Genomic DNA, 17,748 nt, shown 5'->3' with positions numbered 1-17,748 from the left:
GCAAACGCGATCGTGCCAATATCGGGGCGAGGCCCAGGTCAGGCCGGGCGCGAATACGCTTGGGGAGCCGTTTGGGAACGACGCGAGCGCAAGCACACGGAGTGAGCCGGTACCTGCCGATCCTGGCCGGGATCGCGGTCTGGCTGGCCCTGGCGGGACTGGCGACGCTGCTCCTGTACTACGCGGACGCGAAGGCGCGACTGGAAGCGGGCAACGAGGTGCGCACCGCGCTGGGCGAAGCCCGCGACGAGATCGACCGCCGCCTGGAAACTGCGCTGGCCGTGCCCGAGACCCTGGCCGCGGTGATCGCCGCCGAACAGCGCGTCGACAAGGCCACCTTCGAAGCCATCGCCTCGCGCCTGGTGCGCGCGAACCCGTCGATCCGCAACGTCGCGCTGGCGCCGAACGGCGTCATCACCCTGGTCCATCCGCGCCGTGGCAACGAGGCCGTATTGGGGCTGCGCTACGCCGACGTGCCCACGCAGGCCGCGGCGGTGCGCCGGGCGATCCGCTCGCGGCGCACGGTGGTGACCGGGCCGATCCCGCTGGTGCAGGGCGGTACCGGGTTGTTGAGCCGCACGCCGGTGTTCCTGCGCGGCAGCGGCGGCCGCGACACGCGCTACTGGGGCATCGTCGCGCTGGCGGTGGACGTGGACCCGCTGTTCGTCGACATCGAGCGCGTCGCCGACCGCAACGGACTGTCCATCGCCGTGCGTCGCACCGAGCCTGACGCGCCGACCGCGGAAACCTTCTTCGGCGATCCGGCGGTGTTCGCCGCCGCACCGGTGGCGATGGACTACCCGTTGCCCGGCGGCGGGCGCTGGGAACTCGCCGCCGTGCCGCGCGAAGGCTGGGCCTCGGTGCGCGCCCCGCTGTACGTGCGCGTGCCGCTGCACATCCTCGCCGCACTGCTCGGCCTGCTGACCTACCGCCTGCTCGCCAGCCAGGGCCGCGACCGCATGCTCGCCGGGCGCGACGCGCTGACCGGCCTGCTCAACCGCAAGTCCTTCGACCTGCGCCTGGACGCGGCGATGCAGCAGGGACGGGTGCGCAGCAGTGCGCTGGTGCTCATCGACCTGGATCGCTTCAAGCCGGTGAACGACAACTACGGGCACCGCGCCGGCGACCTGGTGTTGCAGCAGGTCGCCGAGCGCATGCAGCAGGCCTTGCACGGCGACGACAGTGCCTACCGGCTGGGCGGCGACGAGTTCGCCCTGCTGCTGCAGGGCGAGCGCAGCACGCGCGAGTTGTTCCACCTGGTCGAGCGCGTGGTCGAACTGATCCGCCAGCCGGTGGTGCTGCCGGACCGGCGCAGCGTGAGCGTGGGCGCCTCCACCGGCGTGGCGGTGTTCCCGTCCGGCGAGGAGCCGGAGCGCGCGGCCGAGGTGTTCGACCGCGCCGACCGCGCGCTGTACCGCTGCAAGGCGCAGGCGAACCGCGCACCCGAACCGCTGCAATCGATCCGCTGAGCCGTTGAGTCGCGGCGGCGCGTCGTCGCGTTACCGTCGTCCTACTGTCCGTCCGTTTTCGCGGCCGCACCGGCCTGCACCTTGGCGAAATCGCCGGCGGCGTACACGCTCAATGCCTCGGCGCGGAAATGCCGGCGGATCGCCGCATTGACCTGCTCGACACCCAGCTCGCGCAATTGCGCGTCGATGCCCGCCGACCAGGCCATGGTCCGGCCCAGGTAGAGGTTGCGCGCCAGCGCGCCGGCAACGGCATCGTCGTCGGCCCGTGCCTGCGCGCGCTGGGTCAGCATCGCGCTGACCGCGTCCTGCAATTCCGTCGCGGTGATGCCGTCGCGCACCAGCCGCGCGACTTCCTCGCGCAGGCCGACGACCAGCCGTTCCACGTTCTGCGGCGCGGCGATCGCCTGGATGCTGAGGTTGCCGGCGTCGTCCTTGCCGTCCGGGCTCGCATCCGCGCTGAGGCTGCTGGACACGCCATAGGTCAGGCCCTCGGTCTCGCGCAGGCGCTTGCCCAGGCGCGAGGCCAGCGTGCTGCTGCCGAGCACGTGGTTGGCCACCATCAGCGCGGCGTAGTCGGGATCGGTGTCGTTGAGCACGAGGTTGAAGCGCGCGGCCACGACCGCGTTGGCCTTGTCCGGCGTCTCCAGCCGCCGCGATTCGGCGGCGACGTCGGTGTAATGGGTGTCGATGGCGATGTAGGGCGTGGGCGTCTTCCACTCGGCGAACAGCTGCTGCAGCTGCGCCTTCACCGCGACCGGGTCGAAGTCGCCGACGATCGCGATCTCGCCCTGCGCGCTGCCGTAGAAGTCGCGGTGGTAGGCGACGACATCGGCGAGCTTGAGCGCCTGCCACTGCGCGAGCTGCTGGTCGAGCGTGCGGAACGTCAGCGGATGCCCGGCCGGCCACGGGTCGAAGTGCGCGCCCAATGCCTGCGCCACCGCCGTGCCCGGTTCCTTGCGCGCGGCCTCCAGGCCGGTGATCGCCTGCAGGCGCAACTGTTCGAATTCCGCGGCCGGGAAGGCCGGGTGCTTGAGCACGTCGGCCGCCAGCGCCAGCGCATCGGCGAGCGTGTCGCGGCGGCTGTCGAAGCCGATGTACGCCCCCTGGATGCCGCCGCTGACCGCGCCGGTGGTGCGCAGGGCCTCCAGGCGCTGCGCGATCTGCTCGCGGCTGAGCGTGCGCGAGCCGCGCATCAGCATCGCGCCGGCGACGCTGCCGGCCAGCGCCGGGCGGCGCTGGATCGCCGCGACGTCGCCGAAGCGGAAGCTGGCGCTCACCTGCACGGTGTCGCCGCGCGTGTCCTTGGGCAGCAGCGAGACCCTGAGGCCGTCGCCGAGGACGAAGCTCTGCGTGCGCGCATCGATGTTCGCGGGCGTGGGATCGAAGGTCTCGCCCGCGGCGACCGCGGCCTTGCCGGTGTAGCCCGCCAGCAGCGTGGCGACGGCGGGCGCGGCGGGAATCTCGGCGCGATCGGCGGCGTCGGTGGGGATGAAGCGGCCGAGCGTGCGGTTGCTCGGCTTGAAGTAGGCGCGCGCGACGCGGTTGACGTCGTCGACGCTCACCTTCTCGATCAGGTCGCGGCGCAGGAAGTACAGGCGCCAGTCGCCGCCGGCGACCGCGCTGGTGAGGCCCATCGCCACCGCATTGACGTCGGTGAGGCTGCGTTCCCAGGCATTGGCGATGCGCTGCTTGGCCTGCGCGACTTCCGCGGCGGTCACCGGCTGCGCGCGGAGTTGTTCGACCTGGCGCAGCAGTTCGGCCTGCGCCTGCTCCGCATCGCCGTCCTTGGGCACCACGGCGACGAGGGTGAGCAGGCCCGCGTCGCGCAGGTTGTCGGCGCCCGCACCGGCACCGGCGGCGAGCTTGGTTTCCACCAGCGCCTTGTGCAGCCGGCCCGACGGCGTGTCGCTGAGCACGTTGGCGAGCACGCTCAGCGCGGCGGCGTCGGCGTGGTTGCCCGACGGCACGTGGTAGGCCGCCATCAGCACGCGCATGTCGCCGCTGCGGCGCACGCTGACCTCGCGTTCGCCGTCCTGGGTCGGTTCGGCGGTGTGGAAGGCGGGCAGCGGCGCGGCGGGCCGCTTCACCTTGGCGAACGCGGCGTTGACCAGCGCCAGCGTGCGCGCCGGGTCGATGCGGCCGGCGACCACCAGGGTCGCGTTGTCCGGCCGGTACCACGCGCGGTAGAAGGCCTGCAGGTTGCCGATCGGCACGCCTTCGACGTCCGAGCGCGCGCCGATGGTGGTGTTGCCGTAGTTGTGCCAGAGGAAGGCGGTGGACCGCACGCGCTGCGCGAGCACGCCGGCCGGGTTGTTCTCGTTGCGCTCCATCTCGTTGCGCACCACGGTCATCTCGCTGTCGAGGTCCTGCTTCGCCACGAACGAATGGACCATGCGGTCGGCTTCCAGACCGAGCAGCCAGGCCAGCGTGGCGTCGTTGGCCGGGAACGAGCCGAAGTAGTTGGTGCGGTCGAACGAGGTGGTCGCGTTGGCGGCGATGCCGCGCTTCTTCAGCTCGCCGGGAATGTCGGCGTGCGTCGGCGTGCCCTTGAACAGCAGGTGCTCGAGCAGGTGCGCCATGCCGGTCTCGCCGTAGTTCTCGTGCACCGAGCCCACGCCGTAGGCGAGGTTCACCGTTACCGTCGGCGTGCTGGCATCGGGGAACAGCAGCACGCGCAGGCCGTTGCCCAGGGTGTATTCGCAGATGCCCTCGATGCACGGCCCGGCGCTGACGTGGCGGGGCAGGGCGATCGCGGCCGGCGTGGTCGTTGTCGCGGCCGGAACCGTCGTGCCGGCCGCGTGCGCGGCGGCAAGGGCGAACGCGCAGGCGGGCACGAGGGCGAGCACGAGGGCGCGTGGGGCAAAGCGGTGCGGCATGGAATCCTTCCTTGATGGACGGGATGCGGTGAGGCGCGGCGAACGGGTGTGGCCACGCGCGGCGTGGGCGACAATGCATGGTAACCACCGCCCGTCCATGCAATGACCGACTCCCCGCCCGTGCCTGCCGAAGCGCCGCTGCAGCCGCTGCAGCTGCTGTACGCCGATGCGGCGCTGGCCGTGGTCAACAAGCCCGCCGGGCTGATGGTCCACGACAGCAAGCTGGCCGGCGGCGAAACCGACTTCCTCGCCGATCGCCTGCGCGAACAACTGGGGCGGCCGATCTTCCTCGTGCATCGCCTGGACCGCGCCACCAGCGGCTGCCTGCTGCTGGCGTTCGATCGCGACACCGCGGCGCAGTTGGGGCAGGTGATGATGTCGCGCGAGGTGGAGAAACCCGGTTTTGAAAAGCACTACTGGGCGGTGTGCCGCGGCTGGCCGGAAGAACGCTTCAGCATCGACCATCCGCTCGACGGCGGCCCGGGCAAGCCGCAGAAGCGGCCCGCAGTGACGCGTTTCGCGCGGCTGGCGACGTGCGAACTGCCGCTGCCGTCGCAGGGTTTTGCGACTTCGCGTTACGCGCTGCTCGATGCGCAGCCGGAGACCGGACGCTTCCGCCAGATCCGCCGCCACCTCAAGCACGCGTTCCACCACCTGATCGGCGACAGCAGCCACGGCGACGGCCGCCACAACCGCACCTTCCGCATGCTCGGCGTGCACCGCATGCTGCTGCACGCGCGCCGGCTCGCCTTCACCCATCCGCACATCGGCGCGCGCATCGTCGTGGACGCGCCGGTGGATGCGGAGTTCGCGAAGGCGCTGGCCCTGTTCGGGTACGAGGATTGAGGGAAGGGTGCGTCGCGCCGCCGGTTCGGGGCGAAACGCGCGTCGCGCACGTCGACCGGCATCACGCGCGGCGGCGCGGTGGGCTCGCCGCGGCTCACGGCTCGGCGCGGCGCCCTACAATGCGCGCCATGCTGCAGGTGTCCGCCACGCTGGAGATCCCCGACGACGAGCTGGTCGAGCGTTTCGTGCGTTCGTCCGGGCCCGGCGGGCAGAACGTCAACAAGGTCGCCACCGCGGTCGAGTTGCGTTTCGACATCGCCGCGTCGCCGTCGCTGCCCGAACCGGTGCGCGAACGCCTGCTGGGCAAGCGCGACCGCCGCGTCACCGACGCCGGGGTGCTGGTGCTCAATGCGCAGCGCTTCCGCACCCAGGAGCGCAACCGCGAGGACGCGCGCGAGCGGCTGGCGGCCTTCATCGCTTCCGGACTGCACGCGCCGGCCCCTAGAATCGCCACCAGGCCGAGCCGCGCCGCCAAGCAGCGCCGGCTCAACGACAAGCGCGAACGCAGTACGATCAAGCAAGCGCGTGGACGCCGCACCTGGGATTGAACCTGCCGCGGCACGCACCGGGGAAACAGCAGGCAGATGAGCGACGACAGACCAACCGTATTGCCGTTGCCCCCCAACGCGCCGCGGGTGAAGCCCAACGCCGTGACCCGCTGGATCGGGCGCACGGTGCTGCGCCTGGGCGGCTGGCGCATGGTCGGCGAGTTTCCCGACATCCCCAAGCTGGTGCTGATCGGTGCCCCGCATTCGTCCAACTGGGACGGCATCTGGGGCCTGGCCGCCAAGCTCGCGCTGGGCCTGGACATCAAGATCCTGGGCAAGGATTCGCTGTTCAAGGTGCCGCTGATGGGCCTGGTGCTGCGCCGGCTCGGGGTGATCCCGGTCGACCGCAGCGCCGCGCACGGCGTGGTCGAGCAGTCGGCGGCGATGATCAAGCGCGCCGACCGGTTCTGGTACGGCCTCGCCCCGGAAGGCACGCGCAAGCCGGTCGAACGCTGGAAGACCGGCTTCTGGAAGATCGCCAAGGCCGCGCAGGTGCCGGTGCTGCCGGCCTATTTCCACTACGGCCAGAAGGTGATCGGCATCGGCACGCCGTTCGACCTGGGCGAGGACATGGCCGCCGACCTGGTCCGCATCCGCGAGTGGTACCGCGGGGTCTCCAAGGGCAAGTTGCACGACGTCTGAGGCCGCGCCGGCCGGGGCCCCGGCCGGCCGGAGCCACGCCGCCGGTCGCGGGGTCGAAATGTGACGCAATGCGCACTTCCCGGTCGCCTTGGGGCAAGGCCCGCGGGGCGATCGCGCCCGTAAACCGGCGCATGGCCGGTTTGGCACGGGTTATGCGTCATCTACAGCACGCGCAGCCGGAACGCCGGCCTGCGCCGCGGAATTCTCAGGGGGCGGAAGCCGGAGCCCGGGCGCCAGCCCGGCTCCGACGACCGTAAGGGGGCAACCACGCCGCGCGGACGACTCGCGTCGCGGCCACAGGGGAAATGCATGTACAGGCCCAGCCGGCGAGTGCTCGCCATCGGGATCGTTTTGTGCGCGCTGCTGGGTGCGCTCGGCGTGTGGGTGCTGCTGCACCCGGCCAGCATCTTCGTGCAGCCGTGGCGCGCGGAGCGCACCGCCAGCCCGGTGCAGGACGTGCTGCTGGGGCCGTATCCGGTCGAAGCCGACTTCGTCGCACTCAAGCAGCGCGGCGTCACCACCATCATCAGCCTGCTCGAACCCAACGTGCCCTACGAGAAGGTGCTGCTGGAGCAGGAGCGCGAGCGCGCCGCGCGCCACGGCATGACGGTGCAGAACTTCCCGATGGGCAGCATCCTCGGGCAGAAGTTCGGCGACAACTACGCCAGGAACTCCAAGGCCGCCGCCGACGCGGCGCTCAACGCCGACGGCATCGCCTACATCCACTGCTACCTGGGCCTGCACCGCGCCCGCAACGTGCAGGGCTACCTCGCCCAGCACGTGCGCACCGGCAACTACGCCGGCAGCAATGCCGTCGCGAGCGCGGCCGACCTCGACAACGAGCACGTCGCGCAGAGCGCGTTCGACGCGCAGGACTACCAGCGCAGCCTGGCGGCGCTGGCGAAGATCGAGGACAAGGGCCTGCGCGCGGCGCGCCTGGAAGCGTGGAACTACTACCGCCTGCGCCGCATCCCCGAAGCGCGCGCGCGTTTCCGCCAGGTGTTGGACCGCTATCCGGCCGACCTCGATTCGCTGAGCGGACTGGCCTACAGCAGCCTGGCCGAAAACCGCCTCGACGAAGCCGAGCTCGCGTTCACCCAGCTGCTCAGCGCCAAGGCCGACGACGTCTCCGCGCTCGAGGGCATGGGCCACGTGCGTTACCGCCAGGACCGCCGCGACGAGGCGCGCGTGCTGTTCGAGCGCGCCGCCGCGTTGAACCCGGGCAACGCGGAAACACAGGCGATGCTCGAACGCCTGCGCCCCGCGCCCGCCGTGAACGCCGCCACCGCGCCGGCGTCGACCTGACCAACCGTCATTGCCGTATTTGAAGAAAAAGAAGGTGCTGTCGTGGACTTCCTGATTTCCGCCAACCCGCGCGTCGTCTTCGCCTTCTGGCTGGGCGTCGTCGTGATCGCGATGGCGTTGCTGATGCTGCTGGTGATCCTGGTGATGCGCCAGGTGGTGACGCGCCGCGAGCGCAACCGCATCCGCGCGGCGACGCAGTGGCACCAGATCCTGCTGGATTCCGCGCAGGGCATGGCGACCTCGCCGCCGTCGCTGCCGCGCAGCGACCTGCCGGGCTTCGTCGACGCCTGGAACCACGTGCACCAATCGCTCGGCAGCCACGACGACGCCGGCCTGCAGCGCGTCGCCCAGGAAATCGGCCTCGAGCAGCACCTGAGCGTGGCCATCGACCACGGCAACTTCCACAACCGGGTGATGTCGATCGTCGCCCTGGGCTACCTGCGCAGCCGCAACCAGTTCGACAAGCTTGCCCGCTACCTCGACGACCGCAGCACCATCATCTCGCTGAGCGCGGCGCGCGCGCTGATGCACATCGATCCGGCGCGCGCGGTGACCATGCTGGTGCCGCACATCGTCGAGCGCAACGACTGGCCGCAGGGTGGCGTCGCGCAGATCCTGCACGACGCCAGCCCGTCGCTGGTGTCGAAGGAGCTCGGCGAGGTCGCGTTGCGCGCCAATGCCGACGTGGCGCCGCGCCTGGTCCGCTTCCTGGCCGACGTCAGCCCCGCCGCCGCCGCGCCGGTGATCCGCAACGTGCTCGCCTCGCACCCGGACGACCACCTGATCTCGACCTGCCTGCAGGTGATGGGTGACGAGACCGACCTCGACCTGATCCGTTCGCTGCTCGGCCACGAACGCTGGCACGTGCGCATGCACGCGGCCTCGGCGCTGGGCCGGCTGGGCGTGCGCGAAGACGAACAGCGGCTGCTGCCGCTGCTGGCCGATACCCAGTGGTGGGTGCGCTACCGCGCCGCGCAGGCGCTCAGCCGCCTGCCCGGCATCGAGGCCGAAGACATGCAGCGCGTGCGCGCTGCGCAGACCGACCGCTTCGCCTGCGACGTGCTCGACCAGGTGATCGCGGAACGCCACATGGGAGTGGACCAATGAGTACTCCGCTCATGACGTTGTCGCCCGGCATGGTCGACGCGCTGGAATGGCTGCAGTGGGTGTTCTTCGCCTACTTCATCGTCATCAACCTGACATACCTGGCGCTGAACTACATCTCGATGTTCGGCATCGTGCGGCACATGCACGAGCACGGCACGAAGTTCATGTGGAACAACTTCCGCGCCTACCAGCCGCCGGTGAGCATCATCGTGCCGGCGTACAACGAGGAGCGCACGATCGTGTCCTCGGTGCGTTCGCTGCTGCGCCTGGGCTATCCGAACTTCGAGATCGTCGTGGTCAACGACGGTTCCACCGACGGCACCCTGGCCGAGGTGATCAAGGCGTTCGCCCTGGTCGAATTCCCCGAGGCCTACCGCAAGCGCATCAGGACCCAGGACGTGCACAGGGTCTACGCCTCGCCGACGTACCCGAACGTGCGCCTGGTGGACAAGGTCAACGGCGGCAAGGCCGATGCGCTCAACGCCGGCATCAACTGCGCGCGTTACCCGCTGTTCTGCGTGGTCGATGCCGACTGCATCCTGCAGCAGGACAGCCTGGCGCGCGTGGTGCAGCCGTTCCTCGAGGACTCCACCACTGTCGCCGCGGGCGGCGTGATCCGCGTGGTCAACGGTTGTCAGGTCAAGGACGGCTTCCTCACCAACGTCGACCTGCCGAAGAAGATCCTGCCGCTGGTGCAGACGGTGGAATACCTGCGCGCGTTCCTGTTCGGGCGCCTGGGCTGGTCGCCGATGAACGCGCTGCTGATCATCTCCGGTGCGTTCGGCGTGTTCTACAAGGAGCGGGTCATCGCCGCCGGCGGCTACCACGGCGACACGGTGGGCGAGGACATGGAGCTGGTCGTGCGCCTGCACAACCAGCTGCGCAAGGAGAAGCGCGACTACCGCATCACCTTCGTGCCCGACCCGATCTGCTGGACCGAGGCGCCGGAGGACCTGGGTTCGCTGCGCCGCCAGCGCATGCGCTGGCAACAGGGCCTGGCCGAGAGCCTGCTGCCCAACTGGCGCCTGATGTTCCGCCGCAACGCCGGCGCGGTGGGCTGGATCGCCTATCCGTTCATGCTGTTCTTCGAATGCGTCGGCCCGGTCATCGAAGTGGTGGGTTACGTTTCGATGATCCTGCTCGGCCTCGCCGGCGTGCTGTCGCCCGAGGCGTTCTTCGTGTTCCTGTTCGCCTCGGTGGGCCTGGGCGTGCTGCTCTCGACCAACGCGCTGGTGCTGGAGGAACTGTCGTTCCACATGTACCCGCGCCCGGGCCAGCAGTTCAAGCTGTTCCTGGTCGCGATCTTCGAGAATTTCGGCTACCGCCAGCTGACCTCGGTGTGGCGCCTGATGGGCCTCGCGCGCTGGCTGCTGCAACTGCGTGGCCGCTCGAAGTGGGGCCGCGTTCACCGCAACGCGACATGGCAGCAGGAAGGCTCTCCCGACGACGCCGTGCCGGCACCGCAGGTCGCCGGCATCTCCGGCGGCCAGTGGCCGCCCCGCCAGCACTGATCGACTGCCGTACTCATCCGACCCAAGACGCAATGGATTCCAACACGCACACCATGGAGAGCAGCATGCGCCGCGGCTTCGCCCCCCTCACCGCCCAGACCCTCGCACTCGCTTGCGCCCTTGCCCTGGCGCCGCAGGTGCGCGCGCAGGAGGCGACCGCGGCGGAGAGCTACGAGCAGCAGTTCGCGCGCGCGCATGAACTCGCCACCGGCGGCCGTCGCCAGGAAGCCGTCACCCTGTACACGGCGATGCTGCAGGCCTCGCCGGACAACAGCGACGTGCGCCTCGCGCGCGGCCGCACGCAGGCGTGGATGGAGCGCTGGCCGGAGGCCGAAGCCGACCTCGTCGCGGTGACCGCGGCCAAGCCCGATTACGCCGACGCGTGGTCGGCACTCGGCGACATGTACCTGTGGAGCGACCGTCCGCAGCAGGCGGCCGGCGCCTACGCGCGCTGGAGCGAGCTGCGCCCGGACGATCCGGCCGCCGCGATCGCGCTCGGCCGCGCCCACCGCGCCGCCGGCGATCGCGATGCGGCGCGCATCGATTTCGAAGCGGCGCGTGCACGCGGCGCCGATGCCGCACAGGTCGACGATTACCTCGCCTCGCTGCAGCCGCGCATCGTCGAACCCGACGCCGTGCTGCCGGCCGGTTACCTGTGGGCGCTGCGCGTGGGCGGCACCCACACCAGCTTCGATCCGTCCTCGCGCGACGACTGGAACGAGTACGAAGTCGCGCTGCGGCGCAAGTTCACCCGTGGCTCGCTCGCACTGGAGATGCTGCAGGCGCGCCGCTTCGACCAGCACGACACGGCGTGGGCGCTGGACGGCTACGCGTCGCTGTGGGAGCGCGCGTACGCCAACGTGCGCTACCAGCGCGGCCCCAGCGGCGACCTGTACCCGGGCAACGCCTGGCGCGTGGAGCTGTTCCAGGGCGTGGGCAGCGGCTGGGAGCTGTCGGGCAGTTACGACCACCTCGAATTCGACGGTTCCGACACCGACATGTACGGCGTCGGCGTCGGCCGCTACTTCGGCGATTTCTACGCGCGCTACCGCGTGCTGCACGTGCCGGGCGTGGGGTCGGGCAGCCTCAGCCACCGCGGCCAGCTGCGCTGGTACTACGCGGGCAATGCCGACGACTACTTCGAAGCCAGCGTCAGCCACGGCCGCAGCCACGAACGCGACACCGGTGGCTTCGATCGCGTGGTCGGCGACAGCCATTCCTCCTACGGCGTGACCTACGTGAAGTTCTTCGCGCCGCAGTTGGGCTTCAAGCTCGGCGCCGACTTCGCCAACGACGTGGACGGCTTCGATGAGCGCAGTGTCTCCGCCTCGCTCTACGCGCGCTGGTGACACCGGCGCCGGTCGCGACAGCGACCGGCCCGTGCCGCGGTTCCTCTCACTCGCGCCCGCGCTGCTCGCGGGCGTGCTGGTGCTGCGCCTGTGCGCGCTGTGGGGCGCGTGGCCAGTGCAACCGCTCCCGGCCGCGCTCCTCACCGCCGCCGCGGCGGTGGCCGAAGACCTGCTGGTGTTCGTGCGCAGCCTGCCGCTGCTGTGCCTGCTCTCGCTGCCGGTGCTGTGGCTGCGCTCGGCGCGCGCGCGCGGCATCGGCCTGGCCGTGCTGTGGTCGGCGTGGCTGGCGGTGCAGATCGCGCTCGAGCAGTACTTCGCCACCACGCGCGTGCCGCTGGGCGCCGACCTGTTCGGCTACTCGTGGCAGGAGATCGCCACCACCGTCGCCGGCGGTGCGCGCCTCGGTGCGGGCGCCGTCGCCGGCTGGCTGTTGCCGATCGCGACGCTGTGCCTGGTCCTCTACCTCTGCGCGCGCCGTGCGCCGCGCTGGCGCCATGGCCCGGCCACGGCCGTCCTGCTGATCGGCGTGGCGTTGTGGTGGTGCCCGCTGCCCTCGGCGACCGCCGTGGCCGCCAGCGAGGATGCACGCAACCTGGTGCGCAACAAGCTGGCGTTCTTCGCCGGCGACAGCCTGCGCTACTGGCGCGACGACGCCGAACTGCCGCTGCCGGCGAGTGATGCGGTGGCGGCGACGCCCGGCACGGCGGGCGATCCCGAATTCCCCTTCCTGCACCGCGAGCAGACGCCCGACAGCCTCGGTCCGCACTTCACGAGCACCGCGACGCCGCCGCACCTGGTCTTCATCATCGTCGAGGGCCTGGGACGTTCATTCTCCGGGCCGGACACACTGCGCGGCAGCTTCACCCCGTTCCTCGACGAACTCGGCGGCCGCAGCCTGTACTGGAGCAACTTCCTCGCCAACCAGGGGCGCACGTTCGGCGTGCTGCCGTCGGTGTTCGGGTCGCTGCCCTTCGCCGACAAGGGCTTCGCCGCGCTGGGCGAGCGCATGCCCGCGCACGCGGGCCTGTTCAACGTGCTGGCGCGGCAGGGCTATGCGACGCGCTTCTACGCCGGCACCGACCTCGCCTTCGACAACGAGCGCGCGTTCCTGCACAGGCAGGGCGTGCAGAAGGTCGTCGACCTCACCAGCTTCGGTGCCGGCTACCGCCGCAACCCGTACAGCAGCTGGGGTTACGACGACAGCGAACTGGTCGCGCGCGTGCTCGCCGACGGCGCCGTGGGCGGGCCGCAGCCGACCGTGACCGTGATCCAGACGGTCTCGATGCACACCTCCTACCGCTTCGCCGGGCAGGACGCGTGGAAGCGCCGTTTCGAGCAACGCCTGGACGAACTCGGCGTGTCCGCGCAGGACAAGGCCGGCTATCGCGAATTCGCCGACATCTATTCGACCATCCTGTTCACCGACGACGCGTTGCGCCGCTATTTCGACGCCGCGCAGCGCGATCCGGGCTACGCCAACACCGTGTTCGTGGTCACCGGCGACCATCGCCTGCCGGAACTGCCGATGGACAGCAAGATCGAGCGCTACCACGTGCCGCTGATCGTGTTCTCGCCGCGGCTGAAGCGGCCGCAGCGCATCCGCGCGGTGTCCTCGCACCTGGACATCACCCCGTCGCTGCTGGCCTTCCTCGCCCACCAGCACGGCCTGCAGCGGCCGGCGCAGGTGGCGTGGACCGGGCGCGGACTCGATACCGCGGCCGCGTTCGACAGCCGCGGCGAGATCCCGCTCAAGCACGAGAAGACCACGCTGAGCGACTTCGTCGCCGGGCCGTGGTTCATCAGCCACGACCAGCTGTACCGGCTGGAGGACAACCTGCGCCTGGTCGCGACCGACGATGCGGCCGTGCAGGCGCAGGTGGCCGAACGCTTCGCGCGCTACCGCCGCGCCAATGCGTTGTTCGCGCACACCCTGCAGCTGTCGCCCGAAGGCGCCGCGCCGCGACTGGCGGCCTATGCCGAGCCCGCGGCGCCGATGCCGGTTGAAGCGGCGCCGCAGCGCCGCAGCCTGTACGCGCACGACGTCGTTGCGCCCGCGGGTGTCGACGCCGCCAGCGTGGAGGTCGCCGTCAGTTTCACCAACGCCACCGACCGCATCGCCGGGCCGTTCGTGCCGCTGCTGGTGCTCGGCGACGAGGCGGGCAACGAAGTGCGCGAAAGCTACGCCGCCGCCGTGCAGCTGGCACCGCGTGCGTCGGCGCGCGCGCGCTTCCAGGTGCCGCTCGCCGGCATCGCGCCGGGCCGCTATGTCATCGCGGTGATGCCCTCGCATCCGGACACCGGGCGCCGCGTGGGCGAGGGCGTCTATCGGGTGCCGATCAAGATCCGCTGCTGCGCGCCGGGCGGCGGTACGCTGGCGCGACCGTAACGGAGGCGATGATGCGTACGCTGCTGCGGATGTGCGTGCTGCTGTGCCTGCTGGCCATGCCGGCGTGGGCCACGGCGACCTCGCGCGCGGTGTGGACCTGGGAGCGCGACAGCTACGCGCTGCTCGAATCGCGCGCGGCCGCCGACGCCGCCTTCGCCTTCCTGCGCGACCAGCACGTCGACACGTTCTACCTCTATGCCGACGCCTACGACGGCCGCAACCTGATCGCCCAGCAGCCGCAGCGCTACCGCGACTTCATCGCCACCGCGCACGCACGCGGCTTCAAGGTCTACGCGCTGCTCGGTTCGGCCTACCTCAACACCGAGCGCTACATCCTGCCGGAACGTCGCCGCGACGCGACGGCGATGCTGCAACGCGTGCTCGACTACAACGCGGCGGCGCCGGAAGCGGCGCGCTTCGACGGCGTCAACCTCGACATCGAGCCGCACCTGCTGGACCAGTGGAACGACGCCAGCCGCGAGGACCTGCTGCGCGACCTGATCGAGGTGAGCGCGCAATGGATGCGGATGAAGCGCGACTCCGGGCAGACGCTGGCGATCGGGCTGGCCACGCCGTTCTGGTTCGACGGCATCCCGGTGCGCTGGCGCGGTACCACCAAGCCGGCGAGCGAACACCTGGCCGACTGCTACGACTACCTCGCGCTGATGGACTACCGCGACCACGCCGACGGCCGCGACGGCATCGTCGCGCACGCCGCGAAAGAGATGGATTACGCGCAACGGATCGGCAAGACCGTGGTGATCGGGCTCGAGCTCGGCCCGAGCGAGCCGAAGAAGGTCACCTTCCACCACCGCAGCGAAGCCGACCTGCGCCGCGAGATGGCGGCGACCGAAGCGGCGTACGCGCAGTCGAAGGCGTTCGCCGGTTTCGCGCTGCACCACTACCGCAGCTATCGCGAGTGGATCGACGCGCAGCGCCCGCGCTGACGCGCCGCGCGGGCCTCAGCGCTCCGACTGCCCCGTCTCGTCGTAACCGCCGCGCTCGAACAGCGCCGGCTTGATCAGCCCGGTGAACGCGCGCGCCTGCGGCGACAGGAACTTGCCCTTGCGCACCACGACGCCGTAGCTGCGCGAGGGGAAGTACTTGGCCAGCGAGCGCGCGGCGAGGCGTTCGCGATCGGCATCGGTGAGGCAGATCGCGGTGACGATGCTGATGCCCAGGCCCATCGCCACGTACTGCTTGATCACCTCCCAGCCGCCGACTTCCAGCGCCACGGTGTAGGGCACGCGGTTCTGCTGGAACACCAGGTCGACCAGGCGGTAGGTGGTCAGGCGCTGCGGCGGCAGGATCAGGCCGTACGGCGAGAGGTCCTGCAGGGTCAGGTCGGATTTGGTCGCGAGCGGATGGTCGCGCGGGGTGATCAGCATCGGCTCGAAGCGGTACACCGGCGCATAGTCGAGGTCGGCGGGCACGTCGAGCATCGAGCCCACCGCGAGGTCGACCGCGTCCGAGCGCAGCAGCTCCAGGCCGCCGGCGCCGGTGACGTTGTGCAGGCTCAGGCGGATCTCCGGGTGCCGGGCCTTGAAGGCCTCCACGATTGCCGGCAGCAGGTAGAGGATGGTCGAGCTGCCGGCGGCGACGTGCAGTTCGCCGGCGTCCAGGCCGCGCACGCGGTCGCGGAAGACGGCATCCAGCCCGTCCAGGCCTTCGACCAGGGGGCGGGCCAGTTCGTACAGCGCCTCGCCCTCGCGGGTCAGGGTGATGCGGCGGCCGCTGCGCTCCAGCAGGCGCGCGCCCAGGTCGCGTTCCAGCGCCTGCAGCTGCAGGGTCACCGCCGGCTGGCTGAGGAACAGGGCCTCGGCGGCGCGGGAGATCGAGCCCAGCCGGGCGGTCTGGCAGAACGCGCGCAGCGGCTTCAGGCGGTCGCCCTTGTAGGCAAATCTGGGCGCGGGCGGCGGCTTGGCTGACATGGTTTCGTCAGATATTAATGAAACAAATGTAATGTATTAAAAAAACTTGATTGCCTTATACCACACGTGACCGCATGGTCGTGCCTCACCCGTTACTTGGGACACAAGAGGAGCGATGGCATGTCGGCAGTGTTGGAAACGCGGGATTTCGGGTCCGAGGCAGGCGGCGTCGAGCTGCGCGCGGCGCACCCCGAAGCCGGGGCCTTGCTGACCCCGCCGGCACTGGCCTTCCTGGCCGGGCTGCACCGCCGCTTCGAGGCCCGCCGCCGCGCCCGTCTCGCCGCCCGCCGCGAACGCCAGGCGTTCTTCGACGCCGGCGGCCTGCCCGACTTCCGCGCCGACACCGCCGCGATCCGCGCCGGCGCCTGGCGGGTGGCCCCGCTGCCGGCCGCCCTGCAGGACCGTCGCGTCGAGATCACCGGCCCGACCGACCCGAAGATGGTCATCAACGCGCTGAACTCGGGCGCCAGCTGTTACATGGCCGACTTCGAGGATTCGACCGCGCCGACCTGGGGCAACCTGCTCGCCGGCCAGCGGGCGCTGCGCGAGGCCATCGCCGGCACGCTCGAATACACCGCGCCGGCCTCGAACGGCGCGCCCGGCAAACACTACGCGTTGAAGCCGTACGCCGAGCAGGCCGTGCTGCTGGTGCGCCCGCGCGGCTGGCACCTCGACGAGAAGCACGTCCTCGTCGATGGCGAAGTCATGTCTGCCTCGCTGTTCGACCTCGGCCTGTTCGCCTTCCACAACGCCCGCGCGCTCGCGACCAAGGACCGCGGCCCGTACTTCTACCTGCCCAAGTTGCAGTCGATGGAAGAGGCGCAGCTGTGGAACGACGTGCTCGACCACGTCGAAGCGGAGCTGCAGCTGCCCGGCGGCCAGCTCAAGGTCACCGTGCTGATCGAGACGCTGCCGGCGGTGTTCGAGATGGACGAGATCCTGCACGCGCTGCGCAGCCGCATTGCCGGCCTCAACTGCGGGCGCTGGGACTACGTCTTCTCCTACATCAAGACCTTCCGCCGCCACCGCGACAAGGTGCTGCCCGAGCGCGGCCAGGTGACGATGACGCAGCCGTTCCTGCGCGCCTATTCGGAACTGCTGATCCAGACCTGTCACAAGCGCGGCGCGCACGCGATGGGCGGCATGGCCGCGCAGATTCCGATCAGCAACGACGAAGCGGCCAACGAGGTCGCGCTCGCCAAGGTCCGCGCCGACAAGCTGCGCGAAGTCACCGCCGGCCATGACGGCACCTGGGTCGCGCATCCGGCGCTGATCCCGCTGGCGAAGCAGATCTTCGACGAGCGCATGCCGGGCGCGAACCAGCACGATGTGCGCCGCGAGGAAGTGATCGTCACCCGCGACGACCTCATCAAGCCGAGCATCGGCTCGATCACCCGCGCCGGCTACGAGGGCAACGTCGAGGTGTGCGTGCGCTACCTCGCCGCATGGCTCGACGGCAACGGCTGCGTGCCGATCCACTGGCTGATGGAAGACGCCGCGACCGCCGAGATCGCGCGTACCCAGCTGTGGCAGTGGCTGCACACTGATGGCTTGCACCTGGACGACGGCAGCGAAGTCGACCTCGCCCTGTTCGAACGCGCCCTGATCAACCTGCCGACGAAGCTCGGCGACCGCAGCAAGCTGCCCGGCGGCAGCCGCATCAACGAAGCGATCGGCATGCTCGACCGCCTCACCCACGCCGACACGCTCGAAGAGTTCCTGACCCTGCCCGCGTACGCGCGACTCGACTGATCACGCCACGCACTCCTCCTCCACCG

The 17,748-nt window shown here is 70.4% G+C and carries 13 protein-coding genes; 11 read left to right on the top strand and 2 right to left on the bottom strand.

The window, feature by feature from the left end; all coding sequences use genetic code 11:
* Window positions 1-101 precede the first annotated feature (101 nt).
* Window positions 102-1,469 carry a diguanylate cyclase domain-containing protein gene (locus H8B22_RS06675; RefSeq protein ID WP_187713309.1) on the top strand — a complete coding sequence of 456 codons (1,368 nt, stop codon included), beginning with the start codon at window positions 102-104 and terminating at the stop codon, window positions 1,467-1,469.
* A 41-nt stretch (window positions 1,470-1,510) separates the two neighbouring features.
* On the opposite strand, the gene H8B22_RS06670 is transcribed toward H8B22_RS06675, so the two are convergent.
* The gene (locus H8B22_RS06670) at window positions 1,511-4,345 is read right to left on the bottom strand and encodes a M16 family metallopeptidase (RefSeq protein WP_187713308.1); all 2,835 of its coding nucleotides are present in this window, start codon (window positions 4,343-4,345) and stop codon (window positions 1,511-1,513) included.
* Window positions 4,346-4,447: 102 nt separating this feature from the next.
* Between H8B22_RS06670 and H8B22_RS06665 the strand changes: the two genes are divergently transcribed.
* The 9 genes from H8B22_RS06665 to H8B22_RS06625 all read left to right on the top strand — a co-directional run bounded on the left by H8B22_RS06665 (window position 4,448) and on the right by H8B22_RS06625 (window position 14,986).
* On the top strand, window positions 4,448-5,191 hold the full coding sequence (locus tag H8B22_RS06665; RefSeq protein ID WP_187713307.1) for a pseudouridine synthase: 744 nt from the start codon (window positions 4,448-4,450) through the stop codon (window positions 5,189-5,191).
* A 119-nt stretch (window positions 5,192-5,310) separates the two neighbouring features.
* A complete protein-coding gene (gene arfB, locus H8B22_RS06660; RefSeq protein ID WP_187713306.1) occupies window positions 5,311-5,739 on the top strand; it encodes an alternative ribosome rescue aminoacyl-tRNA hydrolase ArfB in 429 nt (142 codons plus the stop codon).
* Window positions 5,740-5,775: 36 nt separating this feature from the next.
* Complete coding sequence (locus H8B22_RS06655) at window positions 5,776-6,381, top strand: lysophospholipid acyltransferase family protein (RefSeq protein WP_187713305.1); 606 nt, start codon at window positions 5,776-5,778, stop codon at window positions 6,379-6,381.
* A 309-nt stretch (window positions 6,382-6,690) separates the two neighbouring features.
* Window positions 6,691-7,686, top strand: coding sequence for a tetratricopeptide repeat protein (locus H8B22_RS06650; RefSeq protein ID WP_187713304.1), 996 nt, complete (start codon window positions 6,691-6,693; stop codon window positions 7,684-7,686).
* A gap of 42 nt (window positions 7,687-7,728) precedes the next feature.
* On the top strand, window positions 7,729-8,793 hold the full coding sequence (locus H8B22_RS06645; protein ID WP_187713303.1) for a HEAT repeat domain-containing protein: 1,065 nt from the start codon (window positions 7,729-7,731) through the stop codon (window positions 8,791-8,793).
* On the top strand, window positions 8,790-10,304 hold the full coding sequence (locus tag H8B22_RS06640) for a glycosyltransferase family 2 protein (protein WP_187713302.1): 1,515 nt from the start codon (window positions 8,790-8,792) through the stop codon (window positions 10,302-10,304). Before H8B22_RS06645 ends, H8B22_RS06640 begins: the two co-directional genes overlap by 4 nt.
* 32 nt (window positions 10,305-10,336) lie before the next feature.
* Window positions 10,337-11,653, top strand: a complete 1,317-nt coding sequence (locus tag H8B22_RS06635; protein ID WP_187713301.1) for a YaiO family outer membrane beta-barrel protein — start codon at window positions 10,337-10,339, stop codon at window positions 11,651-11,653.
* 31 nt (window positions 11,654-11,684) lie between these two features.
* Window positions 11,685-14,039: an LTA synthase family protein gene (locus H8B22_RS06630; RefSeq protein WP_187713300.1), complete on the top strand. Its 2,355-nt coding sequence runs from the start codon at window positions 11,685-11,687 to the stop codon at window positions 14,037-14,039.
* An 11-nt stretch (window positions 14,040-14,050) separates the two neighbouring features.
* Complete coding sequence (locus tag H8B22_RS06625) at window positions 14,051-14,986, top strand: hypothetical protein (protein ID WP_187713299.1); 936 nt, start codon at window positions 14,051-14,053, stop codon at window positions 14,984-14,986.
* Between the two features lie 15 nt (window positions 14,987-15,001).
* On the opposite strand, the gene H8B22_RS06620 is transcribed toward H8B22_RS06625, so the two are convergent.
* The gene (locus H8B22_RS06620) at window positions 15,002-15,970 is read right to left on the bottom strand and encodes a LysR family transcriptional regulator (protein ID WP_187713298.1); all 969 of its coding nucleotides are present in this window, start codon (window positions 15,968-15,970) and stop codon (window positions 15,002-15,004) included.
* 120 nt (window positions 15,971-16,090) lie between these two features.
* Between H8B22_RS06620 and aceB the strand changes: the two genes are divergently transcribed.
* Window positions 16,091-17,722, top strand: a complete 1,632-nt coding sequence (gene aceB, locus H8B22_RS06615; RefSeq protein ID WP_187713297.1) for a malate synthase A — start codon at window positions 16,091-16,093, stop codon at window positions 17,720-17,722.
* The last annotated feature ends 26 nt before the right edge of the window (window positions 17,723-17,748 follow it).

This window comes from Lysobacter terrestris (assembly GCF_014489475.1).
Taxonomy (GTDB): Bacteria; Pseudomonadota; Gammaproteobacteria; order Xanthomonadales; family Xanthomonadaceae; genus Agrilutibacter; species Agrilutibacter terrestris.
This window is presented reverse-complemented; position numbering and strand designations above follow the sequence as displayed.